This is a genomic window from Paenibacillus sp. 19GGS1-52, assembly GCF_022369515.1.
In the GTDB taxonomy this organism is placed as follows: Bacteria; Bacillota; Bacilli; order Paenibacillales; family Paenibacillaceae; genus Paenibacillus_AQ.
The window spans coordinates 4,844,798-4,871,679 of sequence record NZ_CP059724.1 but is presented as its reverse complement, the minus strand read 5'-3'; the positions used below and the strand labels follow the sequence as shown (position 1 = coordinate 4,871,679).

Sequence of the window (26,882 nt, the reverse complement as noted above, 5' to 3'; positions counted from 1 at the left end):
TATCATCTGACTAAGGGGACAATCAGCATATTAGCTGTAGTCTCCATATTTATTTCTGTAATGGCTCAGCGTAAGGAGCGGCCAGATATAACGATAGCTGTGATAGTGAGTATAATAGTTGCCCGGAAGACCAGCACCTGTCGGATAAGAAGTCATCCAGTTATCTTCTTGCAATGAAGCGATAAGTCTATATATTCCTTTATTTATTTGGGCTGTTGGCTGTGGATGAACAGCAATGAGTGCATCTAGCGCCCAGGCAGTCTGAGAAGGTGTGCTTTCCCCTAAAGACACATAGCGCAAAAGACGATCACTTCTACAGGATTCCCCCCATCCCCCGTCAGGGTTCTGAATACGTAATAACCATTGGGCTCCTTTCTGTACTACAGTATGGTTAGAGGAGACCCCTACAGCCTCTAAGCCCGTTAGAGCAGCCCACGTACCATAAATGTAACAAATCCCCCATCGTCCATACCAAGAACCGTCCTTTTCCTGATGCTTTAAGAGCCACTTCGTTCCAGATTTGATGAACTTGTGCTGAATATCAAGGCCGCAAAAATTCCCGAGGTACTCTAGGGTGCGTCCTGTAAGGTCAGCCTCCGAGGGATCTATAGCGGCAGATTTAGCACCCTCTATTGCCAGCCAAGTAAGCATTTTTTTATTTGTGTTTTTTTCAAAAGCAGGCCAGCCTCCGTCTTCATTTTGCATGGATAGAACCCAATTCAGACCACGATTCCATGATTCTCTATACAAAGGATCAGTCTCCGATAAGGTTTGGATTGCTCGTAAAGCTGCAGTGGTATCATCCACATCCGGATTAAGGGTATTGCTGTCTGAGAATCCCCATCCTCCGGGGATGGGATTGGGGTTGTGGATATTCCAATCCGCTGTTTTGTGATGCTGCTTGGAGAGTAGATAGGCAGCAGCTTTCCGAATCGCCTCATGGCCATTGTTGATTCCAGATTCTTGCATGGCGTAGGCGAGCAGAGCTGTATCCCATACGGTAGAGGGTGAGTTTTGTATTGTGGTTTTGTCGTCCACGCTGCACTGCATAGCTGTTATACCTTGAATGGCATGTGTGATGAGAGGATGGTGTTTATCATACCCAAGCGCAAGTAGGGAGAAAATCATTAGAATGGTGCTGCTGGCATAGCTGTATAGGGTTCCATCAGGTTCAATCCGTTGCAAAATGAGTTGTTCGGCCTTTGTTATAGCAGCTTCATGGATCGAACGGGGAGTGCCTATAAGTCTGCGTAGTTCGGAGTGTATACTGTCCTGTAGCTCTTGGTATTCCCGAGAATGAGGTTCATCGGTGTGGATACGATCTACCTTAAGATCATCTAGTTCAGGAGTTTGCGCGGTCTTTATTGAAAAATGACGATCGGCCAAGATTAGCATCGGGGTAAGATGGACTCTTGAATACCCGGAAAACTCATAAAAGTTGATTGGAGAAAAGGTGGGGAGAAGCAGTATTTCAAGCGGTATGGAAGAGATGGAAGCAGGCCAATTCATTTGTCCGGTAGCGGCGAGGATGGTCTTGGTTAAGATACTGGTGACTTTCCCAAGACCACCCTTGGATTGGATAAAACGCTTGGCACGTTGCATAGGTTCATCCGTTTTCACACTATAACCGGAATAGAGCAGGGCATAATAGGCTTCAATTGAAGCAGATAAGTTTCCTTCATCATCATCGAAGTGCAGTTTCCAGCAGCCTTCGGGCTGCTGCTCGGCTAGAATACGATCATGCAGCTGTCGAATAAGGACCTCATTCTCAATGTTCAACGTTTGAAAGAGAATGATCACATAAGCATCTATAATGATTCCATTCTCAAAACAAAAATGCCAAGTTCCTTCGGGTTCTTGTTTCTGAATAAGGGTTGCTGTCAGTCGATCCATTTCCTCATCGACTTTGCTTAATACATTGGCCATCCCCTTGGTTCCTCCCAAGTCATTTTTAATTATTATATGGTTGAGGGATTAACATTATTGATATATCACGAAAACATTCTCCTAACGAATGTACATTACTATAAGGAAGTAAACATACCTTAGGAGGGAATATATGAAATCACAGAACAAGAATAGATTCAAAGCTGCGATGGTGGTTACTGCAGCGAGTGCACTTTTGGTTACAAGCGTAGTCACTACTCAAGCATCAAATTCTGCAGACGCGGCGTCTGCAAAGACGAAGAATGTAATTCTGTTTATCGGTGATGGCATGGGAACAGCCCAACGCGATGCAATCCGCCTGGCGACCGTAGGTGAAAAAGGGAAGCTGGCTATGGATGCGATGCCATACCTTGGATTAATTCATACGAGTTCTACTATCCCGGTGACGGATTCGGCGGCTTCAGCTACAGCGTATGCCAGCGGAGTGAAGACGTATAACGGAGCTATTGGTATGGATGCTAACAAAAAATCCGTAAAAACGATCATGGAATATGCTAAAGACGCTGGGAAATCTACTGGAGTAGTAACGACTAGCCAAGTTACCGATGCTACGGGTGCTGCATTTGGCGCACACGTAGAAGACCGTTCTAAACAAAGTGACATCGCCTTGCAGCTGTTGACCAAGAGCAAGATTGACGTGCTCCTTGGTGGTGGTGAGGATTTCTGGTATCCGGCAGGAGAGCCTGGTAAATTCAAGGATGAACCTGCTGAAGATCCAACGGAAAAAAGCAAAGGGACACAGGGCAATCTCATAACCAAAGCTAAACAATTAGGATACAGTTATGTGACGAACAAGACCGATATGCAAAAAGCAAAAGGCGGCAAGCTGCTGGGGCTGTTTGCAAATGAGGAAATGTTCCAGCAAAAACCAGAAGGTGAAGGGGACATTTATAACCCGGTTGTCTCTCTGCCAGAAATGACTAAAAAGGCGATAGATACACTTGCTGCTAATAAAAATGGCTTTTTCCTGATGGTTGAAGAAGAAGGCACGGACGAATTTGCCCACCAAAACAACGCCAAAATGACGATTAAAGCGGGCCAGGAGCTGGATAAATCGGTTCAAGTCGCTAAGGATTTTGCTAAAAAGAATCCAGACACACTAGTCCTCGTGCTTGCCGATCATGAAACGGGTGGCTTCTCTATTGAAGAAGTTAACGCTGATGATGAGTCCGGTGACGGGATTTCCAAAGAAGATGGTCCGTTCGCCATTGCCAACTCCAAGCTCAACTTTGTTGTAGATTGGACAACCTCGGGACATACGGCGGTTGATATTCCTATCACAGCAATGGGTAGAAACTCTGAGTTGTTTACTGGAGTTTACGAAAATACTGAAGTATTCACGAAGCTTATGCAGTCGCTAGGATATAAAGTGAAATAACCTACATCTCCACCTATTGCATCTGCCCATTCAAAGGGCAGATGCTTTTTTGTGTGGATCGGCATGCAATGATTTAGTGCAACTAAGCCGTTGCTTTAGCGAAAACGATAAAAAACAGCATGATTTCACCTAATATGAGGTGAGGGGAAGCAGTTATGAATAAATCCAAGAGGAATAAAGCACAGAGCATTCCGGTTAAGGAAAGAAAAACTTTGAGGCTTAGTTTGAGATGATGGAATCGATATTGATGAAATACAAACATAACCGACAAGAAATAGATGAGAACAGAGGCGAAAGTGAAGCAAAGGATAAAGATATACTCCAATTGCTCAACAAACAGGAGCTGTATCGCAGCAGCAATCATGCTGAGTGAAAAATAGATGAATAAATGCCCGTAGATAATCGTCTGCCCTGCCGTTTGTTTCGACTTATCTACGCGCTTCTCGACATTCTCAAAGTATTGCCACCAGATTGCAATTACTAATATAAAAGCCAAGGCAGCAAATAAAATGGATGAGCTTGTGAATTTATCAGACTGCAAGACGGAGAGCATACTTATTACCGATTCACCTAACAGGATCAGCGTAAAGAGAGCAAACCGTTCTAATAAATGTGCAGTATGGATAGGTGTTTTTATTAGATAGGTTCGGCCGATCAAAGGTACAATGATATCTACAGCAATGCCAGCATACAGAATCAAGTACCTGACCCAAGAGTCAAAAAAGAGTGAGGAACAAGAGATCACAATCCCCAACCAGAAGTAGGTTCCCAAAAAAATGGCGGTTTCCTGTCTAAGTTTAGTATCCCTCCTACGGGCAGACACTAAATACTGAACGGCAGTTAAGCCCCGCAATCCTATATAGCCGACTAAAAAAGGTGCATAATTCGCGTCAAAGTCCGCATCCAGACTGGCTGTCATGATCAGAACAAAAAATAATTGCAGAATCATAAAGATCCGATGAGTGGTACTATCTCGACCGAATCGATTGTTATAAACAGTTTGTCCTACCCAAGCCCACCAAATCGGAATAAAAATAAGCATGAATTTTTCCAGATGCTCTATTGAAATACTGCCATGCTCGACATGCAATAATACATGAGTCGCTTTGGACACAGCAGCTACAAACAACAGGTCATAGAAGAGCTCCAGCCAAGTTACTTTTTTTTCTGCCATTTTATCAAGAGACTCCTTTGCAGATATTATTTGATTTTAATTCTATAAAATTTTAAGGGAAATGTCTTTCTATTTTTGCATAAATGGATACTATTCTATTTTGTGAAATTGTACTGTAGAATTATAGAATAGAAAGCGCTTAACTCTGGACTCTATTTGACATTAAGGGAGACGAATAACCTGAAACGGATTACTATTGGACTAATGGCAGAAAACAATTGGCTAAAGAATGAAAATGTTAGCCACCTGTTTCAAGGTGTTGCTAATGCCTGTGAGACATACGGTGCTAATCTGATTCGGTTCGGTTATATGAATGCTAACGAGCTGTTACATGTAGAGTCACAGCATCTTGTGATTACTGATTTAATAAAGGAATTTAACCTTGACGGATTGATTTTTCTCGGCTGGACACTTCCTGTTCAAGGTGAGAACCTGGACAGGTTAAGGCAAATGGTAAATGTGCCTATGTTTAGTATTGGGCAGAAACTTGAGGATATTCCAAGCAATTTTATGCATGGAGGCTATTATTTACGGAAGCTGATTCAGCATTTGATTCGACATCACGGTTACCAAAAAATAGCGTACATTTGCCCCTGGTCCTATGATGGTAGAAATGACATTTATAAACGGACATTAGATAAGTATGGTTTATTCGATCCCGAGTTGTATATCAGTGAGTCAGAACTCAAAGGGTTAAATATGTACGAGCGGGCTCAGCGCGCAGTTTCTATTCTTCTGGACGAACGAAAGAGGGTTCCCGATGTTATTGTCGCCATGACAATGGAGGAGGCATATACCGTTCAGATACTGCTAAAATCAAGAGGGTACCATATTCCCGATGATATCGCTATTTGTTCTTATGAGGATGGGCAACGTATGCGGTACGCATCGCCAAGTATAACTAGTATTTATTACCCTACCAGAGAGCTTGCCTTCCAGGGCACCGAGCGGTTGCTGGAATATATACGAACGGGCGAAACGACACTGATCAGTGCTGTTACCGGCGGAATTGAATATCGGGAATCCTGCGGGTGTCACCTGGAGCGAAGAATGGAAGAATTCGAACAAGAGTTAGTCGAGCTTGCCAAACAGAATGAGGAAAAAGATTATTACCACCTGTTAATAGAAGAAATAGATCAGATGATTATGACCTCATACGATAAGAAGAACTTATATCATGTGCTTACGGTAGGGATGGATAAGCTGAAAATTACCAATGGGATGATATTCCGTTATTCTTCTGAGAATCGGAATTTCAAGGACTGTATTTTGGAATTTGAAATTTCTGAAGGTCGAGGCATGGTATCCCAAGCTCCGATAACGTTTGAGGAACGACAGGGAAATTCTCTTTTTCCAGCGGGTCGAAGATTTACCTATTTAGCAGAACTGCTTCATGTTGCTGACGATCATTTCGGCTTCATGCTCATTGAGTTCTCCAATCTGGATATTCTAAATTACTTGTCACTGGCCAGTCATCTGAGTACGGCTATTAAATCAATTAATCTGATCACCAAGCTGGAACTGGAGATTGAAAACAAGAAGCAGAATGAGATTCGGCTATATCAGTTAGCCCAATTTGATCAGTTGACAGATTTATACAATCGCACCTCCTTCCATGAGATTCTGACTCAACTTGCCGCTGAAGGGCAGTCATTTATCCTAATGTACATGGATATAGATGGATTCAAAGCAGTCAATGATGAATATGGCCACGGAGTTGGAGACTTGCTGCTAATTGAGATTGCCAACCGGATTCGCCTGCTGTTAGATGGAACTGCATTCATACCGCTGAACTTCAGCAATGTCACAACTGCTCGCCAAGCCATCTTTCGTCTGGGTGGTGACGAGTTTACCGCCATTATCGAGATCTTTTGTAAGGAATTTCTGGCTGAATTGTCCAACAGGATTAACTTGTCATTTCGTGATCCCTTCTGGATTCAGAAGCATGAGATTAGGGTGGGAATCAGCTTAGGAATTAGTCAATTTCCTGAAGACACTGATGAACTGGAAACACTGATCAAATATGGGGATAACTCTATGTATCAAGCGAAGAAGAGGGGGAATTCATATACGATTTTTGGGGATAGGAAGTAAACTAATTTAGATGCTCTTCCAGTACTTTTGCCAACGTTCTAAATTATTCCAACTACCCAGACTGTAAGAGCTACCCACCACAAACGTTGAATAAACGGCATGTTGAGTAGCGCTGTTTGTAGTCTTACTTGATTCTTAATCCGCTCAATAAGACCCTCCAAAGATGATCATTATCATAGAACATATCTGGAACCTCCGGGATTTGTAGTGCGCAAACATTATGAAAGGGCCAAGGGGTTTCAATAATTCCATCTACGGGGGCATGATTTATTACAAGCAAATTAAACTCTCCTTTTACCATCCCCTGTAATATGCCTAATAGCTCATTAGTTTCATGTATTGTCCCTTCCGTGCGAATAAATAATATCTTATCAGCGTTGAGGAGTGTCTCCAGAAACCGCGGAACTCGGCGGTTTATTTTTTCTTGTAATTTAGGGTAGCTCGTAAGCTGCTCAGGTGTATTCTCAATTAAAGGGAAATCATGATGGGAGAAAATATGGTAGGCAGCATCTCTTACGATATAACAGCCTGCTTTGTCATTGATACCTGTAATACTGAGATTAGGGAGTTCCATGAAGTATAAGAAGTGATTGCGTAATAGATTACTTACTCCTGCTAGAATCGGCGATTCCACCCAATCCAAAACACCCCCTACGGTTCTTAACATAGAACGGGACAACTGATCTGCAACTAGACAATTGTGTCCTAAACTGAATATTACGTCATAGGTGCCCTTTATTTCTGTTAAATTCAAAGTGGTTCCCTCCCGCACTTTTTACTATTATTAGATTATTAACGGGGGGAAAGAGTTTGGACGCTTTAACTTATTTTTATTTAGATGAAGGCGGCGGATATGTATATCGATTCGAAACTTAAATACATAATATGATATACACGGTACCTAAGATTGGGGTGGGAACAATAGTGGAAAAAGTATCGGTACTATTACCTGTATATAACGCCGCAGCCTATATCGAAGAGTCAATTCATAGTATTCTACGGCAAACTTATCAAGACTTTGAATTAGTTGTTATTGATGATGGATCAACGGATGGAACCTTGGAGAAAATTCTGGGGATTAGCGACAACAGAATTAAAGTGACTGCTCATGGGACTAATATAGGTTTGGTGAAATCTTTGAACGAAGGCCTCTCGTTATGCACCGGTGAGTATGTTGCACGAATGGACGGTGACGATATCTCTCTGCCTCATCGAATAGAACAGCAAGTAGCATACATGGATGCTAACTGGCATATTGGCGTTTGTGGCGGGCAGGCGCAAATATTGGGTAGCGATATGATTACGAAGAAACCTACGACTCACGAGGAAATTATATGCTGGCAGTTATTTCATTGCACTTTTATACACCCTACTGTAATTTTTCGGAGGTCTGTAGTGGATGCTCATGGAATCAGGTATCTTCCGTATGCCCATGCCGAGGATTATGAGATATGGAACCGTTTGGGGGAGGTTACCCAACTTGCTAATCTTCCCAATGTACTGCTTATTTACAGGCTGCATCCGGGCCAGGTATCTAATGTTTATCAAGGCTTGCAAGAACAGAGTGCTGAGAGAATCAGAAGACTTCAGTTTGGGCAACTTGGGTTAGATCCAAGCTTTGAGGAGTATCAGATTCATTTAGATTTATGTCACTATCGGATCCGGGTCCATGAACTGGATCACTATCAAAAATGTTTAGCATGGGCTCATAAGATACTGGAGGCAAATTTACGGATGAAAAAATATGAACAGAATACATTAAATACGATATTATCCCGATGCTTTAGTGCATCTGAGTAGAAACCTCACATTGATCTCGCCGCTTCCCGCTGTGTTGGACTGAAGCCCTAGGCGAAAGGCCTTCCGTTTAAGTAAAGCTTTAACCTGTGAAGGTGAAAGAGACGGATTATGCTGCAGCAATTGAGCAGCCGCACCGGAGACGATTGGCGTTGAGATGCTGGTACCGGATAGCACAAAGTAACCCTTGCCAATCCGCAGGTAAGGAAGTTCGCGATTCAGCCTAGAGCAGGGGGCCCGAAGCGAGATGATCGTCTCCCCCGGTGCGACTAAGTCCGGTTTATTCTGCCCGCTAAGGGTAGGTCCGCGGCTGGAATACCAGGTTATACGGTCATCTGCTTGCCTAAGGCTACGGTGATCATCCACCGCTCCGACAGTAATTGCTGCTGGACTATTTCCGGGAGACTCGATTGTCCCCCGTCCAGGGCCACTATTTCCCGCTGCAATAACGACGATTAGTCCGGCCTGTACAGCCTTTTCTACAGCCTGACATAGAGGATCATCTTCGCAAGTGGAATTTACAGGACCGCCAAGTGACAGCGAAAGAATGCGCAGCTTTAAGCGCTTTCGCTGCGTAATACACCACTCAATGCCTTTAATAATCGTGGAATCATACCCGTAACCGTTACTATCTAATACCTTGACACTTACGATTCCTGCTTCTGGGGCAGGCCCCCTATATTTCCCCTTACTCATCCAACCGTTACCTGCCGCATCCCCTGCAATGTGTGTGCCATGGCCGTTATCGTCATAGGGCTGTTTTCTGTGATTGATATAATCCTTAAAGGCTATAATCCGGTTCACGGGCTGGGTCAGATCGGGATGCGCAAATACTCCAGTGTCGAGAATGGCGATGTTAATCCCTTTTCCGGTAAGCCCTTTTTTCCTTTGAAGAGCCGTAGAACCAATAGAAGGCGTGGCAATATAAAGCGATGTTTTTTTGATGCTATCCAAATATATTTTCTGAACCTCATGGCAGTTGCACATCTGCTCCAGACATTTTACCGAAACATTTGACGATACTGCATTAAGCAAGGGAAGACGGCGGATAATGGGGAAGCTATGTTGGCCTAATCGCTTCTGCAAGGCACGTAGCCCAACTGAGGTTATTTTTTGCTTGAATTGAATAATGACTGGAATTTCCACTTGTTTACGACCGGGGAGATACGCTTGTTGAATCTTTTTTCGCAAAGGCCTATTGATTGTTACCGTGTTTTTTTGCAGCCAAATCTGTCCATTCATGGTTAATAGCTCACCTCTCCAGTGCATTGTATGCACTGCTGAACCAGTGGGTACATTTCTATTAATCTGGGAGAAAAGCTCATTTTCGCAACTAATAGGCAATAGAGGGTTTCAGGCACCGCGCTTATTCCATTTATTACTGTATCCTATGAGAAAGTGGTGAAGTAAATGAAAGCTGTTGTTAAGAAACCATTAATGAATAACAGAGCCCTTATGGCTAGCAAACGGAGAGCATCTGCAACTCCAAAGAAACGGAGAATTAGACAGACATTAGACAGATTCGTTGTAGTTGCAACGGATTTTAATAATGTACCTAAAAGTTCTGTGGGTTGGACAGCTTCATTAACAACTGGCACAACAACAATTACCGCGGATTTCGATGATTTCGGCGTAGTCCGCTTTCCTACAATTACTACTTTAACGACCGTTTCTTATATTTTGAGAATAAGAGATGCTAATGGAGTCGTATTAACGAATAAAACGATCCCAGCAGATCGAGAATTTTATGTTGCTAGATTCTAAATAATAGTTAAAAAGCAAAGCAGCCAGCACGTGCTGATATTTAATCGGTGTGTGCTGCTTGTTTTGCATGCTTTGCTTCGCATTGATCCAGAGTATGAGGAAGATTAAGAACCTGCAAACATCTATTTGTCAATAAGACGAGAGCCTAGACACTATATGTTAGTTATTATATACAATCCATAAAGAGAAACTTAGATATAATGACAATAAACATGCCATACACTTTTAAATGACAGAGTAGACAAGATATAATATGTCCATTGATACGAATTAGAGGATGATTATATATCTTAAATATGCTATTGAAGGGTATGAGGAATTATGAGTCTAGAGGCGTTAAATAAACGAGTAAATACCGATCTATCCTATCTCGCATTCGGAGGCACGGATTGGGTACGCCCAATTGATCATCCTGCAGGACATGTCTATGATGTAGTGATTGTCGGAGGGGGTCAAAGCGGTTTAGGTGCGGCTTTTGGCTTCTTGCGTGAGCGAATATCCAATATTCTGGTCATTGATGAAAATAGTGAAGGTTTAGAAGGGCCTTGGGAAACTTACGCCCGAATGGTGACCTTACGCACACCCAAGCATTTAACCTCAGTCGATCTTGGCATTCCTTCCCTGACCTTTCGCTCATGGTGGGAAGCGCAGTTCGGACCGCAGGGCTGGGATGAACTGGATAAGATCCCGCGAGGGGAATGGATGAATTATTTGCGTTGGTATCGGCGTGTTCTGAGTCTTCCCGTTATTAATGAGGTGAAACTGAAGTTAATCGAGCCTACAGCAGAAGGCATTCATCACCTACATATTGAAGGGGCGGGAGCACCCTCATCACAACTATTAGCGCGCAAGGTCATTCTGGCCACTGGTATCCATGGGGGTGGCGAATGGCATGTACCGCCGATGATTTCCGAGAAATTACCAAAACACCTCTATGCACATACCTCGGAAATGATTGATTGTGAAGCGCTGAGCGGCAAAAAAATAGCGATTCTGGGCGGTGGGGCATCGGCCTTTGATAACGCCAATTTCTTACTCTCTACAGGTGTGTCAGAAGCCCATGTCTTTGTTCGCCGTGATAAGCTGCCGAGTGTCAACCCGATCCGCCAGATGGAAGTTTCGGGCATGATCGAACGCTTCCATGTACTTTCGGATGCTGATAAATATGCGACGATTTCCCATTTCTTTAAGTACAATCAGCCACCGACCAACGATACCTTTGAGCGTGCGGCTGCCTGGCCTGGATTTCAGCTACATCTTGGCGCACCTTGGCTTGATGTCGAGGCAACAGCTGAGGGAGCAGTAGTGACTACGCCACAGGGCAATTATACCTTTGATTTTCTGATTATCAGCACCGGTCTACTTAGCGACCCAGCGTTACGTCCGGAGCTTCAGCTTGTCGAAAGTCATATTGCCCGCTGGAGTGATTGCTACAGTGCTCCGGCTGAAAGGCGCAATGTGCTGCTTGATGCGCATCCTTATCTCAGTCCTGGCTTTGCGTTCATAAGTCGAGATGAAGCGGGCAGCAAGCTCCTGCATGGACTTTTTGTGTTTAACTATTCGGCTTTAGCCAGCTGCGGTCTTTCAGCTTCAGCGATTTCAGGCACAAAGAATGCAGTGCCCAAGCTCGTCTCAGCCGTGGCAGATCAGCTGTTCCTGGATGACAAGGAAGAAATTCTAAATAATTTCATTACTTATAATGAAGCCGAATTTACCAGCCAATGATCGACAGGGGACAAAATAAACTGTCAAAAATCCAGCCTCCAATAAATTGGACCAGAGCTGGATTTTTTGTGTGAAGCCCTTCATACTTTTTTCATAAATTATACATATTGCCTATAGGAGTCTACTCTACAATAAGAATTACAAACCAGCGCTCAGAAATAATTGGAGGTCATATTATGAGTAATAAGAAAAGATTAATGTTTGGGTTCGCTAGCTTTACAGCACTTATGTCGATAGTTATTCAAATTGGATTTCTCTTAATGAACCAGCAGCATACTGAACATACAAGCAGTAATGAACACAGATATCTGACAATTATAGTTGCTATATTGCCTCTAGTGTTCTTAGCTTTGAGCTATTATTCGAAACTAATAAAGACAGAATCACAAATCCCCTTATATAATTCACTAAGTATGACCTTTGCCAGTATATCAATGGTTGTGGGTGCCAATGGTATGGTTGAGTTTCATTTCTCTATCTTCGTAGTTATTGCGATCATCGCGTTCTATGAGGATATTAAACTAATCATAATAATGACAGTCATCTTTGCGATCGAGCATATCTTAGGATATTGGATACTTACGGAGTTTATTTTTGGGAATCATGAATACACGTTCTCCATGATGTTGATTCACGCGGGCTTCTTAATTATGATGTCGGCTGCAACGATCATTCATATCCTTAGTACACGGAAAGTGACATTGGGATTAGAAGAAGAGAAAGAACAAAAACAAGTACTGATTCAAAATACTATAGATCAATTAATGTTATCTTCCAAAAAACTGGTTGAATCGGTAGATTCATTAAGTGAAAATACAGGGCGAACTATGAAGGCGAACCAAGAAGTTACTGAATCTATGCTAAATGTAAGCCGAGGAACGGATAATCAAGCACAATCCTCGAAAGAAAGTGCTAGGGCTATGGAAGAGATGGCTATAGGTATTCAAAGAATAGCTGAGAACTCTTCGGCAGTCTCCGAAGCTGCGCAAAACATGCTCAAAAAGTCAGAGCTGGGAAACGAATCTATGGAAGACACAATGCAACAATTGTCAAAAATAAAACAATCCACGGATAAGGTTTCACAAGCAGTTCATGATTTGGAGAATCAATCCAATGAAGTAGAGAGTATCGCAGAGATCATATCAGAAATAGCGGCGCAAACGAACCTTTTATCCTTGAATGCATCCATTGAAGCAGCTAGAGCCGGTGAGCATGGAAGAGGCTTTAACGTGGTTGCAACTGAAGTGAGAAAACTTGCGAGTCAAACCGATCATTCAGCCCAAAAAATCGCTGCATTAATTCAAAAGATACAGTCCTCTACAAGCCATGTTTCCATTCTTATGAAAGAAGGGGCTGAAGAGGTGGCACTAGGAAATTCTATGGTTCAAAATGCAAAAGTTTCGTTTGAGACGATTCTGGAGAGCAGTAAAGAGGTAACTTTTCAAATCCAAGAAATCTCTGCTGCGTCTGAAGAAATGTCTGCCGGCTCCGAGCAGGTCACTGCCTCAATAGAGGATATAGCCAATAACTCAGCGAATACAGCAATAGAGGTTCAACGAGTGTCAGACTCATCTCTGCAAACTCAGATCTCGATAGATAATATGAATAATTCGACTTCTGATCTGAATAATTTGGCGCATGAATTAAATGTGTTAACGGAGAGTCTTTCAGTATAATAATATGAACTATGGATTGGAGTAAAAGAATGACATATCGTAATTTAGAAGAATGCATCATCGATTTAGAGAAGCATGGACATTTGCTGCGTATTCAAGAAGAGGTTGATCCTGATCTTGAAATGGCTGCAATACATCTGAAAGTATATGAGGCTGGTGGCCCGGCATTACTATTTGAAAATGTAAAAGGTTCGAAGTTTCGTGCGGTATCCAATCTTTTTGGGACCATTGAGCGTAGCAAGTTTATATTTCGCCACACATGGAATACAGCACAGAACGTAATTGCATTGCGCAACGATCCAATCAAAGCACTTAAGAATCCTTTTAAATATATAGGGACTGGATTGGCAGCAAGGAGAGCCCTGCCCCTTAGGAAATTAGGCGGTCTGTCAGCGGCCTTCCAGGAAATTCAAATATCCGACCTTCCGCTTATTAAACACTGGAAAGAGGATGGGGGCGCGTTTGTCACCTTGCCCCAAGTGTATTCAGAAGACCCGGATAAGCCAGGAATTATGAATTCCAATCTGGGAATGTATCGTGTACAGCTTAACGGCAACGAATATGAACTGAATAAAGAAGTTGGAATTCATTATCAGATCCATCGTGGGATAGGTGTCCATCAGGATAAGGCTAATAAACAAGGGCTACCGCTGAAAGTAAGCTGTTTCATAGGTGGACCTCCCGCGCATACGCTGTCAGCAGTAATGCCATTGCCGGAAGGAATGAGTGAATTAACTTTTGCGGGACTCCTCTCCGGACGCCATTTCCGCTATAGCTATGTAGATGGTTATTGTATTAGCAGTGATGCCGATTTTGTGATCACCGGAGAGATCTATCCTGGCGAGACCAAACCAGAGGGACCTTTTGGTGATCATCTGGGTTATTACAGCCTGACTCACCCTTTTCCTGTAATGAGAGTGCATAAGGTATATGCCAGACAAAATGCTATATTCCCCTTTACTGTCGTCGGACGGCCGCCGCAGGAAGATACATCATTTGGCGAATTAATTCATGAGCTGACCGGTGGAGCGATTAAGCAAGAAATCCCAGGTGTAAAGGAAGTTCATGCAGTAGATGCTGCGGGCGTGCATCCATTGCTCTTAGCGATTGGCAGCGAACGTTACACGCCTTACCAGCAATTGAAACAGCCAGCAGAGATACTCACCATGGCGAATCGGATTCTGGGTACAGGCCAATTAAGCTTAGCGAAGTTCTTGTTTATTACGGCAGAAGAGGATCAGAATATAGATATTCATGATATCGCAGGTTTTTTAACCTATATTCTGAAGCGGATCAATCTTCGTCGGGATATACACTTTTATACAAATACGACGATAGACACCCTTGATTATTCAGGTACAGGGATTAACAGTGGTAGCAAGGTTGTATTTGCAGCCGTTGGAGAACCCAAAAGGGAGCTGTGCAGAGAGGTACCAGATATTCTACAGGAGCTGCAGGGATTTAAAGAGGCTCGAATGGTGATACCGGGAATTGTGGCGCTTCAAGGAACTAAATTCACAAATTATACAGAGGCGGAAACAGAACTAAAAGGCTTAAGTGATGCTATTCTGGCAAAAGGCGAGCTCTCTACTTGTCCGATGATCATACTCTGTGATGACAGTGATTTTATGTGTGCGACCCTCAATAATTTCCTGTGGGCTACCTTTACCCGCAGCAATCCCTCACATGATATTTATGGGGTGAATAGTTATAATGAGAACAAGCATTGGGCTTGTGATAATATAATTATTGATGCTCGTGTTAAGCCGCATCAGGCCCCTCCATTGCTATTGGACCCAACTGTAGCCAAGAATATCGAACGGTTATTTGCTAAAGGTGCGAGTTTAAATGGTATTTAGAACACACAACAAACGCAGTGACCAATATCTGGGAATAAAGGAGCAATTAACAATGACAAAAGAGCTATGGATAAACTTGCCGGTCAAAGATCTCCATAAGTCGAAAGAGTTCTTCAGCAAGATTGGGTTTTCGTTTGATCCGCGACATCAAAATAGCAATGACATGGCTGGTATGGTTGTCGGAGACAGCAAGATCATGGTGATGCTTTTTCCAGAATCCACATTCAAAAATTTCACCGGAAACGAAATTGCCGATACTACACAAGGAACCGAAGTATTGTTCTCCATTGATGCGGCGAGTAGAGAAGAAGTAGATGAAATGGTAAGGAAGGCGGTCGAGGCAGGGGGGACAAGCTTTAATAAAGTAAAAGAAGAGAAGCTCCAAGAAAAGAAGCCTCAAGACCAAAGCTGGATGTATGGTGCTGGTTTTGCTGATTTGGATGGGCATTGCTGGAATATATTGTATATGGATGTAACTAAGATGCCAAAGGTTTAAGCAGGCATTAGAACCTGTGCTTATTGTACTCGGCGGTGTAATAGGATCGCATTAATTTCACCGCCTACGAGTAGAATCATGGAGCTGAAATATAACCAGATTAGCAGGATCGTCACTCCCCCAAGGCTCCCATAGGTTCTTGTGAAATCTCCAAATTGGTTAACATATATAGAGAAAAGTACAGATGTTGTAACCCAGCTGATGGTTGTAAAAGCAGCTCCAGGCAGTACCTCTTTATAGGTTATTCTCCGATTAGGAGCAATCCAATAGAGCAAGCTAAACACAATAAACATAATGAGCAGAGGAATGGCATATTGCAGCAAACTCCATAGTTGATAAAGGCCATAGGGTAAATTGGTCAGCAAAAATAGTTTCGTCTTTAACCAGCTTCCGAATATGAGCAGCAGAGTACTGAGCAGAATGACAAGACCAATGACCAGCGTTGCCAGCAGCGAAATTCCTCTTACTTTCCAAAACACTCTGTTCTCCTCGATATCGTAAGCTCTGTTCAGACCTTTCATAATTGCATTAATCCCTTTGGAGGCAGTCCACAGCGTAGCAAGCATACCGAATGAGAGCAAAGCCTGACTCCGTCCCTCTGAAACTTCCTTTACAATTTCCTCGATGATCGTTACTGCTTCTGTAGGCATTATTTCTTGAAGATATTTGATCTTCTCACCCATAGAGATATCGGCATAACCAATAAGCGTCATAATGAATATTAAAAAAGGGAAAAAAGATAGTATGAGATAGTAGGTTAATTGTGCGCTTATCCCTTGAACATCATCATTTTTAATCTTTTTGAATAAATGTCTGAGAAAAACGAAGAACCCCATTTTTGAAGCCTTTTTCATATTTCACTCCTTCTCGGAAATTAGCGCTAGTTAGCCTTTTCTACTTTGTTTTTGCGCATACATCGCTTGATCAGCGGTCTCTAAGATTTGATGAATACAATCAACAGCTTTTGTATACCCAGCCAAACCAAAACTGAATTTAAGTTGATACGGTTTCAAAGCTCTAGTATTATACATCTCAACCTGTTGAATTAGTTGTTGGATATAAACTTCAACCTGTTCTTGTTGCTGCGCGTTTAGTAGAATTAAGAATTCATCTCCTCCTAAACGAATCAAGCGTTTATGCTTAACCCGAAAGCTCTCCACGATCAAATCAGCAAAGATCTTAATCGCTTCATCCCCCTCGAGATGTCCGAATTGATCATTGATCATCTTGAATTCATCTAAATCCAGATAAACGATAAACAGCTTTCGCAGCCTTTTTTTATTTATATTCTGAGCATAATGCTCATAGGACAAGCGATTTTCAAGTCCAGTCAGATTATCCCGATAGGCTTGTTCATTTTGGATGAAAATATAAGCAAAGACAAGAATAATTGCCAAACTATTCCAAATGGTCAAATAAGCAGCGTATTCCAACTGAACATAAGTAGATATAGCAGGCACAATATAAAATGTACTGAAGATAACGAGTTCCGCAGATGAGAATTTTTGGCGTAACTTATAGATGAAATATAAGTTATAGCTGAAGTACATGTAAGAGATAGTGGGTAAAATAAAAAATAAAAGCCCACGTTCATAATTATTTGTACCGGTGATGTGAAAGAGTCCGCTTCCCTTATAACTTAACAAAGTACCTACCAAGTTAATGACCAATGGGAGGAGGAGTAGAAAATAGTTGCTCTTGATCTTCTCTTTCTGATATCTATTAACCCATTCTTTACTAAATATATACCCTAGAAACGGAATAACAGGAGCTATTGAAAAACCCAATATATTGACTAACTTATGTAATACGATATATGGCTTCATAGCTGGTCCATCCAACAAAATACTAAAAGTCTCTAATACTAAAGTGAGCAAAGTTAATCCGAGAATCCAAAGAAATATTCTATTGCGTGTTTTTTTTCTATTCATATTGAAATAAGCATGCCCTAAAATAATAGTAGTTAAAATAGATGAAACAATATTTATTTGGACCTGAAGTAAGACATTCATAATGAATAACACTCCTTATATATTCGGGCAACTAATTATACCATAACGTAAATCCACCATAGTTGCTTCTTTATAGTTGACAGAAGCTTTTTTGTTCTATATATTTAAATGCATGAGCATGCATATAATATTCAAAGAGGAGAGAGAGTATGAAGGATTTATTTACCCCTTATGAATTGAAGGATTTGAAGCTGAAGAACCGTGTGGTTATGCCTCCAATGTGTCAATATTCAGTTACTAATAAAGATGGAATTGCTACGGATTGGCATTATAACCATTATGTGAGTCGGGCTATTGGTGGAGCTGGGTTAATTATTATTGAGATGACTGATGTAGAGCCGGATGGCCGCATCACTGATTATGATCTTGGCATTTGGTCTGATGAGCAGATCCCTGCATTGGCTAGAATTATTGAGGCATGTCATTCGTATGGTGCCAAAGTCGGTATCCAAATTGCCCACGCAGGGCGCAAAGCCGAAGACGCTGCAGTGCCAGTAGCACCATCGGCAATTGCTTTTAATGCGGAATCCAAAACTCCCAAGGAATTAACGACTGAAGAAGTGAAGGCCATGGTAGAGAAATATCGTATGGGTGTAAGACGCGCTATTCAAGCCGGATTTGATGTGATTGAGCTTCATGGTGCGCATGGTTATTTAATTCACCAATTCCATTCCCCACTGACTAACCATAGAACGGATGAATATGGCCAAGATTTAACCTTGTTCGGTAAAGAAGTTATTCTGGCGGCTAAGAGTGAAATGCCAGCAGGTATGCCCTTGATCATGCGTATTTCTGCTAAAGAATATGTAGAGGGCGGTTATGGAATTAACGAGAGTCTGGAATTCAGCAAGGTGTATAAAGACGCTGGCGCAGATATTTTTCATATTAGTGCAGGTGGAGAAGGTCCAATTGCCGCTGCAGGAAAACCAGGCACGCATGCGGGTTATCAAGTTCCATTGGCTAGAGAAATCAAGCACAGCTTGAATGTTCCAGTTATTGCAGTAGGAAGATTAGATGAGCCGGTACTTGCCAATGCCGTGATCGGTAATGATGAAGCAGACCTTGTTGCCATTGGACGGGGGATGCTAAGAAATCCATATTGGACGTTGGAGGCAGGCGTACAGCTTGATAAAGAGGCTGGACTTCCTAAACAGTATGAGCAGGGATTTCCAAGAATAAAGAGATGAGTGACTAGTGACCAGTGGCCAGTGTTATAATGGGATAAGGAAAGATTAATAAAATTCATCGTAGGACTTACGCCTGAGAAAGGAATAATGAGATGAAGGATAACCTTGAACGTAACCTTATAACTAACTGGTTGACTTTGACACATATACAAATGAACGTTGCCAATGCCTTGGAAACGAAGCTGCAAGAGAGGCATGACTTGTCTTTGAAGGAATTTTATTTGCTACTGTTTCTGTCTGAGGCATCAGAGAAGAAATTGAAACTGCAGCAACTGGAGTCGATGGTGGGCTTAAGCCAGAGTGCCGTATCTCGACTTGTGAGCCGCTTTGAAGCCAAGGGCTGTGGAGCCTTGCAAAGAACTGCCTGTGACGATGATCGCAGAAGCATCTATACATCTTTGACCCAAATAGGCCAAGACAAGATCGATAAAGCGCAAGGGACAGTTAAAGAGATTCTAGTGGCGGCTTTTCCCGAAAAAGAAGTAGCACAGCTGCTGCAAGACATGCTCCATGTCAAACAACAATAAGAGATAATAATATTCCTATAACTAACTGACTCCGTAGCCCGTTTCTTTAGGCTACAGGTCGGTTAGTTTTTGTTTTATCTGGAGATACTAACAATCCGGTTGCGGCCTTCTTTTTTGGCTTGGTATAAGGCTTTGTCCACAGATTCATATAACTCATTTATATATGAATTCTGGAGATTTTCAATGGCAAACGTAGTAATGGACAACAACCCCATACTTATCGTAATCGAGATTGAAGTAGCTATATTAGGGATGATCATTTTATTGGATTCGACTGCGGATTTGACGCGTTCAGCCAAGAGGGTAGCCTGTGCTTGATTCGTATTGGGTAAATAAATAATAAACTCCTCTCCGCCATAACGGGCCAGAACATCAGTCCGCCGCAGAGCCATATTGATGGCTTTCACAGTCCTGCATATCACTTCATCGCCGACCAAGTGGCCGTAATTATCATTGACTAGTTTGAAGTAGTCGATATCTAAGAGAAGTATCGCAAACGGTAGTTGGAAATTCATGTTCTTCATAACTTCCTGCTCCAGCTGTTGGGTCAAGTAATGGCGATTATAACAACCGGTCAAACTGTCGGTTATCGCCATCTGTTCTAGTTTCTGATTGGTTTGAAAAAGTTCCGTCTGAATTCCAATTAAAGATTGATTCCGGACTTGCAGAATTTGGTTCTGATTACTAGTCTCATCGATGAGACGACGAAGCTCACTTCTATCCTGAAATGTGATAATTCGTCCTACCCTTAAATCGCTAACCATAATTGGGGCAGCCTGAATATTGACATGGAGTGGCTGTGAAATTCCATGATATGTTAATTCCATTTCCGTTCTTTCCAGCGGTCGGTTCCGGTAAGTATCGAGGAATGTTTCCGTTTGGTCAGAGTTCTTTGGCAGAATAGCTTCGATATTGAAGCGGTCCCCTAATTTCAATTGGACGTAGGGTAGCAGTGAATGATTTATTTCTACAACGGTGTCATTATCATCAATTACCAGAATTCCAATCGCGATCGTGTCAAAAATGTCCTGATGAGCGATGGTCACAATATCAAATACTTTATCACGATGAATGGCAATGATAAAAAAGACGGCAGATAAAAGAATGCCCAGAGATGTCAATCCTGGAATGACCGGTAGAAAACGGGATAAGCCCACATTGAGGATGATGTCCGACAAGATGAATGCAGTCATCACCATAATCCCTTGAAGCACGCGTTTAATTTGCTTTTTGATACGGAGTGCCTTGTCGGATACCAAAGCTAAATACATAATGTAAAGCGAAACAATTACATAAGCTATCAATATGGTGATATTGAACCAGAAAAGAGGCCCGTAAGTTCTCTGGATATACGTACCATACACAGGTTGAACGAACCAGCCGTTTGGATTGAATATCACACCGAGCGCCACTAATAGAGCTGGAATAAACAGTAGTAAGGAATTTTTTCTTCGTAAAAATGACGAATGACCCGTGAGGAAAATGGTGAACAAAAGCCAGCCAATAGCCAGCAGAGACGTATCGATAAAAGCGAGCTTTACGTAAAACAATTGATACTTTGGGCTGTCAGTTGTTTTAATAGCAAACTGGCAGAAAGGCCATAACATCATGGAGAAGTGGAAGACTAGATAAGCTTTATGTAAGTTAGTAATGGTTACAGACGCAAACACATAAACAAATAGCACAAATAAAAGCAAACACAACGTTAAGTCAATCCATGGAATTAGGCCCAATTTATAACACCTCTTATGTAATAGTAGTCATTTGTTCAGCTAATTTGGGCCAAAAGGCTTATAACTATAATACCAATATATAAGTAGAGTGAAAATAATACAACAATATTCACACGTTATACCTAATAAAACTTAGGAGTGGAAAGCAGCAATGCGCTAAGTTAATTTATATTTTTATAAACAGAGAATAACTTTGTGTTTATTTCGAATTTATGAGATAATTAAGTTTTTCCTGTTGGTTTATAATCTTTCATGGCATGATAGAAGTGCCTGATCTTAATATTGGAGGTAGGCTTGTTGGCGAATCAGTATCCTTTTGCGTATGATCGTACCAAACCTTTTATCGAGCAGGTGGGAGAATGGGTTGGAGAAGTGTTCTATGAAATCCTTCCTAAGGCAGGCTTTGAAGTCCGTGATGAACAGATTTATATGGCGTATCAGCTGGAACGGGCTTTTGCAGATAAGAAGACGATTTTTGCCGAGGCAGGTGTTGGAACCGGTAAAACATTGGTTTATTTGCTATACAGCATCTGTTATGCACGTTATACCGGTAAACCGGCTATTATCGCGTGTGCAGATGAGTCGTTGATTGAGCAGCTTGTGAAGCCTGAAGGAGATATTGCCAAACTTTCACGGCACTTGAATATGGAGATTGACGCCAGACTTGCCAAATCACCGGATCATTATATGTGTTTAAAGAAGCTGGATCAGGCCCGGAATAACGATGATGAGAGTTTGCCTTTGGAGGACCTGTATGAGAGCTTGCCGGATTTCGTGCACTCACATACAGCGCTACAGGAGTTCCATGCATATGGCGACCGTAGGGATTATTCAGATCTGAATGACGAACAGTGGAACAAAATCAATTGGGATTCATTTCAGGATTGCTTTACCTGTGATGTGCGCCACCGCTGCGGCCAGACACTCTCACGTGATCATTATCGTAAGGCCGGCGATCTGGTTATTTGTTCCCATGATTATTATATGGAGCATGTGTGGACGTATGAAGCCCGTAAGCGAGAAGGACAAATTCCACTTCTGCCGGACCACTGTGCTGTTGTGTTTGATGAAGGGCATTTGCTCGAATCTGCGGCAATGAAGGCATTGGGCTATAAAATAAAACATGTCGTATTTGAAGAGCTGATCTCCCGTCTGCTGAAGAATGATATCCGTGAAGCGCTGGCTATGCTTATTGATGAAGCGATTGAACAAAGTGAGATTATGTTCGATAGCATTCGCCGCCAAAGTCACAGTATTCCGGGTTCAGATCGGATGAGTATTGAACTGAATGAGCGCTTATTGCGTGACGTGCATCGCATGCGCACCATCATTGCCTCCATCGAGGAAGAGCTGGTGTTTGAAAGTGAGCTATACACGTTGGATGAATACCAATTACGGATTGTGGAAGAACGCCTGGAGATGATGGAAGTTGCCCTGAAGCTGTTTGAAGATTCAGGAGCGTTGATCTGTTGGGCGACAGAAGATAGTGATGGTGTGTCACTGTTCGTAATGCCGCGTGATGTGAAAGAGGTACTGGAAAGTATGTTTAGCCAAAATATGCCGATCGTATTCTCCTCAGCCACCTTGTCGGTCGATAAATCATTCGAATATTTAAGAGAAGGCTTGGGTGTACAGAACTACCTGTCATTCTCGGTAGACTCTCCTTATGATTATGGCACTCAGATGGATGTCTATGTGCCAGAGCCGTTGACGGGTGACTTTGCGGAAAAGTTCGAAATTTCCCTGAAGCTCATTGAGCGGACGGAAGGCAGAGCACTGCTGCTGTTCCGTACACGTGAGGAACTCTTCTTATTTAAGCAGGAATGTCTGCTTAGACCGGAAAGCGGGAAGTATTCCTTCCTTTATGAGGGAGATCAGGAGATTAGCTATTTGATCTCGGCATTTCAACGGGATGAGCACAGTGTGCTCTGTGCTGTTACGTTGTGGGAAGGGCTTGATATACCTGGTCCATCACTGTCCAATGTTATTATCTGGTCGCTACCGTATCCTCCGCTGGACCCTGTGTTTATGGCGAAGCGCTCGGAGACAACTTCTCCATTCGAGGATGTAGACCTGCCCTATATGCTGTTGCGACTGAAGCAAGGAATGGGTCGTCTGATTCGCACCAGTGAAGATAAGGGAATTGTAACCGTGCTGGCAGAAGAGGACGGAGAGCATCCGGTACACGAGTATATTACCTCTGTATTGCCGAAGGGGATTCAGCTTCAAATCTTGACCGGACAGCGAAACTAAAAACTATATAAACAAACCACTTTCTGATTAGACGGAGTAGAATCCGTTTCTTCCTAAGAAGGTGGTTTTTTGCGTTGTTGGCAATTGACGTAAAATAATTCATATCATATCTGGGTAAGGCCCTATATCATTAAATTAGGAAAAGATAGGGGGGGACATAGATTGAAATATTGCATTGGTGAATTTGCTTCAATACTAGGCGTTACCTCAGACACACTGAGATTATATGAGAAACATGATATTGTCAGACCGATAAAAGATAATAGCAATAATTACCGATATTTTGATGATTTGGATGCTAGAGATTTGCTAATGAGCAGATGGTATAGGAGCATGCAGATTCCATTACAGGATGTGGCATTGCTCATCAAGGATGCTTCTTCAGAACATATCATAGAGAAATTTCAAGAGACACAGTTGAACCTGGAAGCAGAAATCAAGAGAAGCACAATGCTGCTTAATAAGATAATTGAGATTAATAATGAGTTCAAGCAGATTGAAAGATCATTAAACATATGCACACTCAAGGAGGTACCGGGGATTTATCGCTTGAGACAAACCCATAAGAATGATTTGTTGATCAATGATTATTTGAAGGATACGGTAAATGAGTGGATGAATATGCTTCCGTTCTCCTTTTATTCTTTCAGAATCGAGAATAGTGATATTTTATCCGAGGCTAATACATGCTGTGATTATAACTGGGGACTTAGTTTGTTGGAAGATGAGGTACATAAGCTTAATGTTGAAATAGACGAGAACGTGGAATATATTAGCCCTACTACATGTATATCGGCCGTCATTGCCTGCTCTGGTGAAGAATCTATCAGGCGAGACTCCCTGCAATTTATGCTGGATTATCTAGAAGAACATCAATATTCAATTGCAGGAGATATAGTGGGGAAGATAATCCTTACCGAAAAAATCGAGGGAGAAAGTAGAACCTATTTAGAAGTGAATATCCCTATTTAAAAAAACATCTGTTCATTCCTCATTGGAGGAGCAGATGTTTTTTTGTTCGCTGTAACTCGGTACAGGCCAACATTTGTGCATTGACATTGGTGTTGCACCAATGTTTATACTGCAGCGTATAGCCTATTTATTTATGTTGTGGGAGAGCGATGAATATTGTGAAAATGTTCACGTAATCAACAGGTTATAGCTATATTATAAACAGGGGGAATAAAAAGAATGCGTAAGAAGAATAATGCCAACAAAATGCTCATGTTCTCTATTTGTATGTTGTTGCTGGTAGCGATGCTGAGTGGATGTAACGGTAATAATAATGGCAATAGCACTACAGCAGAAACATCAGCACCGACAGATTCACCGGCAGCCGAGGCCTTGTCTTTTACAGCAGGTACATACACTGGCGAAGCCCAAGGTAAAGAAGGGGTTATCAAGGTTGAAGTGACTCTGGGTGAACATGAGATTAGCGATATTAAGATTGTCAGCCAGGAAACCAGCGGTATCGGTGGTGCTGCGCTTGAACAAATTAAGAAGCAAATATTGGATGGGCAAACCTTAGCTATTGACGCAGTCAGTGGTGCAAGTCTTACCAGTACGGCCATGATGGAAGCTGTTGAAACCGCTGTTAAGCAAGGAGGCGGCGATGTGGCAGCCTTAAAGGCAGGCGGTGTTAAGAAAGCTGGCGAGGGAAAGACGGAAAAGCTGGAAGCCGACGTTGTCGTAGTGGGTGCTGGAGCCTCCGGTGTGTCCGCAGCCGTTACCGCGGCTGATAAAGGTGCGAAAGTGATCATCATCGAGAAGACAGCCACTATTGGTGGGGCGAGTAATTTATCGTGGGCCGGGAAGTTCTATAATTCTTCCACGGCTACCGAAAATGGAGTGAAAGTAAATGTCGAGAAAGAAATTTCGGATTGGATTGTCAATAATCACTGGCGAGTAGACGCAGCGGCAATACGGCAATATGTCACCAAATCGGGAGAAACCTACGACTGGCTTACTAAAAAAGGCTATATTACAAGCTTCCTCAACTTTGCTGGAGAGCAATTGCACGTACTGCCAGCCTATGAAACTCGTGAAGTCACATTGCGAAAAATGCTGGCTGAATCTGTTGAAAAAAACGGTGGTCAGGTTATTACTGAAACTACTGCCAAAAAGCTGATCAAGAACGAAGCTGGGGATGTTACCGGTGTGTCGGCCGAGAAACTGGACGGCACTACGCTGGAAATCACAGCAAAGAGCATTGTTATGGCAACAGGCGGTTATGCGGCTAATGCGGAAATGGTTAAAGAGAGTTTCGGTTTCGAAGGGATCAATGGAGGATTGGGCCAAAATGTAGGAGAAGGCTTAAAAATGTCCTGGGAAGCTGGAGCGAAGGTCCCGGACAATTTTGGCGGACAAATGCTGCACCAAACTTTAGTCAGAGCCACAAAAAACTTGAAAACAAAGTATAAACCGTTCGAAGCAAGTTATCCGCTTATGCTGTCTTATCTACCGAATTTCATGAATGTAGGTTCCTCCGGAGCAAGATTTAGAGATGAAGCAGCAACGCTGGAATCGGTTGCAGCGGCTAATACCAGTGCCTTTAACGGTGCCTATCATTTAGTTATTGTATCTAAATCACAACTCAATTCATTGATGGCTAAAGGGATGAGTGGAGTGAAGGCCCCAAGTCTTCCGGGAATGCCTCCAGAATTCTATGCTGAATTTGCAGATCAATTTACCTTGGAGAATCCTTGGAGCAATGCAGACCAAGTATTTGATGCAATGGTTAAAAACGGTGACGGATACAAGGGGAATACGATTGAGGAATTAGCCAAAAATGCCGGTATGGATCCTGAGATTTTCAAGGAAACCTTTGATAAATATCAGGAAGCGACCAAAACAGGTGTAGATACTGAATTCGGTAAAGCAGCGGATTATCTGATTCCTATGGGCACTGAAGGCCCCTATTATGCAATTATTGCGGAGATCAATAACTTGGGATCTGTCGGTGGATTGTTAGTCAATACCAAATTCCAGGTGCTTAATGACAAGCGCGTACCGATTACTGGTCTATATGCAGTAGGTCTCGAATCTGAGGGTGTGTTATTCAATGATACTTATGTTGGAAATGGGGTTGGCATTGGCTATTCCTTCACATCAGGGCGTCTTGGCGGTGAAGATGCCTCCAGCAGTGCATTAAAGAAAGTCCAATAAAGGTTCAAAAGTCCCTAATTAGGTTATATGATGATTGAAGAACAATACATTTTGCCTACAATTTTCTGCGTTTTTATGTAGGTCTATTGTCTCCA

The 26,882-nt window shown here is 42.4% G+C and carries 20 protein-coding genes; 13 read left to right on the top strand and 7 right to left on the bottom strand.

The genetic code is table 11. The annotated features are described in order from the left end of the window. Nucleotides 1-30: 30 nt before the first annotated feature. Nucleotides 31-1,926 carry a squalene--hopene cyclase gene (gene shc, locus H1230_RS22745; RefSeq protein WP_239712149.1) on the bottom strand — a complete coding sequence of 632 codons (1,896 nt, stop codon included), beginning with the start codon at nt 1,924-1,926 and terminating at the stop codon, nt 31-33. Between the two features lie 133 nt (nt 1,927-2,059). Between shc and H1230_RS22740 the strand changes: the two genes are divergently transcribed. Then, complete coding sequence (locus H1230_RS22740; protein WP_239712148.1) at nt 2,060-3,325, top strand: alkaline phosphatase; 1,266 nt, start codon at nt 2,060-2,062, stop codon at nt 3,323-3,325. 82 nt (nt 3,326-3,407) lie between these two features. On the opposite strand, the gene H1230_RS22735 is transcribed toward H1230_RS22740, so the two are convergent. Beyond that, entirely contained in the window at nt 3,408-4,499 is a 1,092-nt protein-coding gene (locus H1230_RS22735) for a low temperature requirement protein A (protein WP_239712147.1), read from the bottom strand. Nucleotides 4,500-4,703: 204 nt separating this feature from the next. Here H1230_RS22735 and H1230_RS22730 point away from each other — a divergent pair, with 204 nt between their 5' ends. Further along, nucleotides 4,704-6,593, top strand: a complete 1,890-nt coding sequence (locus tag H1230_RS22730; protein ID WP_239712146.1) for a substrate-binding and GGDEF domain-containing protein — start codon at nt 4,704-4,706, stop codon at nt 6,591-6,593. Between the two features lie 124 nt (nt 6,594-6,717). Here the strand turns inward: H1230_RS22730 and H1230_RS22725 are convergent, their stop codons facing one another. Further along, the gene (locus tag H1230_RS22725) at nt 6,718-7,347 is read right to left on the bottom strand and encodes a DUF1796 family putative cysteine peptidase (protein ID WP_239712145.1); all 630 of its coding nucleotides are present in this window, start codon (nt 7,345-7,347) and stop codon (nt 6,718-6,720) included. A gap of 170 nt (nt 7,348-7,517) precedes the next feature. On the opposite strand from H1230_RS22725, the gene H1230_RS22720 reads away from it, so the two are divergent. After that, a complete protein-coding gene (locus H1230_RS22720; RefSeq protein WP_239712144.1) occupies nt 7,518-8,393 on the top strand; it encodes a glycosyltransferase family 2 protein in 876 nt (291 codons plus the stop codon). Here H1230_RS22720 and H1230_RS22715 read toward each other — a convergent pair. Next, nucleotides 8,364-9,632 carry a S8 family peptidase gene (locus tag H1230_RS22715; RefSeq protein ID WP_239712143.1) on the bottom strand — a complete coding sequence of 423 codons (1,269 nt, stop codon included), beginning with the start codon at nt 9,630-9,632 and terminating at the stop codon, nt 8,364-8,366. The two genes, H1230_RS22720 and H1230_RS22715, sit on opposite strands and share 30 nt — an antisense overlap. Before the next feature lie 168 nt (nt 9,633-9,800). On the opposite strand from H1230_RS22715, the gene H1230_RS22710 reads away from it, so the two are divergent. The 5 genes from H1230_RS22710 (at nt 9,801) to H1230_RS22690 (ending at nt 15,910) form a co-directional block, all read left to right on the top strand. Further along, on the top strand, nt 9,801-10,154 hold the full coding sequence (locus H1230_RS22710) for a hypothetical protein (RefSeq protein WP_239712142.1): 354 nt from the start codon (nt 9,801-9,803) through the stop codon (nt 10,152-10,154). 321 nt (nt 10,155-10,475) lie between these two features. After that, nucleotides 10,476-11,879, top strand: coding sequence for a flavin-containing monooxygenase (locus tag H1230_RS22705; RefSeq protein WP_239712141.1), 1,404 nt, complete (start codon nt 10,476-10,478; stop codon nt 11,877-11,879). Between the two features lie 176 nt (nt 11,880-12,055). After that, nucleotides 12,056-13,555: a methyl-accepting chemotaxis protein gene (locus tag H1230_RS22700; RefSeq protein ID WP_239712140.1), complete on the top strand. Its 1,500-nt coding sequence runs from the start codon at nt 12,056-12,058 to the stop codon at nt 13,553-13,555. Nucleotides 13,556-13,584: 29 nt separating this feature from the next. After that, nucleotides 13,585-15,414, top strand: coding sequence for a UbiD family decarboxylase (locus H1230_RS22695; RefSeq protein WP_239712139.1), 1,830 nt, complete (start codon nt 13,585-13,587; stop codon nt 15,412-15,414). 52 nt (nt 15,415-15,466) lie between these two features. Next, on the top strand, nt 15,467-15,910 hold the full coding sequence (locus tag H1230_RS22690; RefSeq protein WP_239712138.1) for a VOC family protein: 444 nt from the start codon (nt 15,467-15,469) through the stop codon (nt 15,908-15,910). A 20-nt stretch (nt 15,911-15,930) separates the two neighbouring features. Here the strand turns inward: H1230_RS22690 and H1230_RS22685 are convergent, their stop codons facing one another. Together H1230_RS22685 and H1230_RS22680 are read right to left on the bottom strand one after the other, a co-directional pair. Further along, the gene (locus tag H1230_RS22685) at nt 15,931-16,764 is read right to left on the bottom strand and encodes a YihY/virulence factor BrkB family protein (protein WP_239712137.1); all 834 of its coding nucleotides are present in this window, start codon (nt 16,762-16,764) and stop codon (nt 15,931-15,933) included. Between the two features lie 30 nt (nt 16,765-16,794). Beyond that, the gene (locus H1230_RS22680) at nt 16,795-17,922 is read right to left on the bottom strand and encodes a GGDEF domain-containing protein (RefSeq protein ID WP_239712136.1); all 1,128 of its coding nucleotides are present in this window, start codon (nt 17,920-17,922) and stop codon (nt 16,795-16,797) included. 149 nt (nt 17,923-18,071) lie between these two features. On the opposite strand from H1230_RS22680, the gene H1230_RS22675 reads away from it, so the two are divergent. Both H1230_RS22675 and H1230_RS22670 read left to right on the top strand, forming a co-directional pair. Next, nucleotides 18,072-19,109 (top strand): NADH:flavin oxidoreductase/NADH oxidase, encoded by a 1,038-nt coding sequence (locus H1230_RS22675; protein ID WP_239712135.1) that lies wholly within the window; start codon nt 18,072-18,074, stop codon nt 19,107-19,109. Between the two features lie 92 nt (nt 19,110-19,201). After that, nucleotides 19,202-19,636 carry a MarR family winged helix-turn-helix transcriptional regulator gene (locus H1230_RS22670; RefSeq protein ID WP_239712134.1) on the top strand — a complete coding sequence of 145 codons (435 nt, stop codon included), beginning with the start codon at nt 19,202-19,204 and terminating at the stop codon, nt 19,634-19,636. 74 nt (nt 19,637-19,710) lie between these two features. On the opposite strand, the gene H1230_RS22665 is transcribed toward H1230_RS22670, so the two are convergent. Then, nucleotides 19,711-21,369, bottom strand: a complete 1,659-nt coding sequence (locus tag H1230_RS22665; protein ID WP_239712133.1) for a histidine kinase N-terminal 7TM domain-containing diguanylate cyclase — start codon at nt 21,367-21,369, stop codon at nt 19,711-19,713. Nucleotides 21,370-21,663: 294 nt separating this feature from the next. On the opposite strand from H1230_RS22665, the gene H1230_RS22660 reads away from it, so the two are divergent. From H1230_RS22660 to H1230_RS22650, 3 genes are all read left to right on the top strand, one after another. Continuing rightward, on the top strand, nt 21,664-23,622 hold the full coding sequence (locus tag H1230_RS22660) for an ATP-dependent DNA helicase (protein WP_239712132.1): 1,959 nt from the start codon (nt 21,664-21,666) through the stop codon (nt 23,620-23,622). Nucleotides 23,623-23,784: 162 nt separating this feature from the next. Then, nucleotides 23,785-24,594 carry a MerR family transcriptional regulator gene (locus H1230_RS22655; protein ID WP_239712131.1) on the top strand — a complete coding sequence of 270 codons (810 nt, stop codon included), beginning with the start codon at nt 23,785-23,787 and terminating at the stop codon, nt 24,592-24,594. Between the two features lie 219 nt (nt 24,595-24,813). After that, nucleotides 24,814-26,787, top strand: a complete 1,974-nt coding sequence (locus H1230_RS22650) for an FAD-dependent oxidoreductase (RefSeq protein ID WP_239712130.1) — start codon at nt 24,814-24,816, stop codon at nt 26,785-26,787. Nucleotides 26,788-26,882 lie beyond the last annotated feature (95 nt).

Excerpts from the sequence above, each read along its gene's own strand:
- shc (WP_239712149.1), bottom strand. The coding sequence starts at position 1,926 with ATGGCCAATGTATTAAGCAAAGTCGATGAGGAAATGGATCGACTGACA.
- H1230_RS22740 (WP_239712148.1), top strand. The coding sequence starts at position 2,060 with ATGAAATCACAGAACAAGAATAGATTCAAAGCTGCGATGGTGGTTACT.
- H1230_RS22735 (WP_239712147.1), bottom strand. The coding sequence starts at position 4,499 with ATGGCAGAAAAAAAAGTAACTTGGCTGGAGCTCTTCTATGACCTGTTG.
- H1230_RS22730 (WP_239712146.1), top strand. The coding sequence starts at position 4,704 with ATGGCAGAAAACAATTGGCTAAAGAATGAAAATGTTAGCCACCTGTTT.
- H1230_RS22715 (WP_239712143.1), bottom strand. The coding sequence starts at position 9,632 with ATGAATGGACAGATTTGGCTGCAAAAAAACACGGTAACAATCAATAGG.
- H1230_RS22710 (WP_239712142.1), top strand. The coding sequence starts at position 9,801 with ATGAAAGCTGTTGTTAAGAAACCATTAATGAATAACAGAGCCCTTATG.
- H1230_RS22705 (WP_239712141.1), top strand. The coding sequence starts at position 10,476 with ATGAGTCTAGAGGCGTTAAATAAACGAGTAAATACCGATCTATCCTAT.
- H1230_RS22700 (WP_239712140.1), top strand. The coding sequence starts at position 12,056 with ATGAGTAATAAGAAAAGATTAATGTTTGGGTTCGCTAGCTTTACAGCA.
- H1230_RS22695 (WP_239712139.1), top strand. The coding sequence starts at position 13,585 with ATGACATATCGTAATTTAGAAGAATGCATCATCGATTTAGAGAAGCAT.
- H1230_RS22690 (WP_239712138.1), top strand. The coding sequence starts at position 15,467 with ATGACAAAAGAGCTATGGATAAACTTGCCGGTCAAAGATCTCCATAAG.
- H1230_RS22685 (WP_239712137.1), bottom strand. The coding sequence starts at position 16,764 with ATGAAAAAGGCTTCAAAAATGGGGTTCTTCGTTTTTCTCAGACATTTA.
- H1230_RS22680 (WP_239712136.1), bottom strand. The coding sequence starts at position 17,922 with ATGAATGTCTTACTTCAGGTCCAAATAAATATTGTTTCATCTATTTTA.
- H1230_RS22675 (WP_239712135.1), top strand. The coding sequence starts at position 18,072 with ATGAAGGATTTATTTACCCCTTATGAATTGAAGGATTTGAAGCTGAAG.
- H1230_RS22670 (WP_239712134.1), top strand. The coding sequence starts at position 19,202 with ATGAAGGATAACCTTGAACGTAACCTTATAACTAACTGGTTGACTTTG.
- H1230_RS22650 (WP_239712130.1), top strand. The coding sequence starts at position 24,814 with ATGCGTAAGAAGAATAATGCCAACAAAATGCTCATGTTCTCTATTTGT.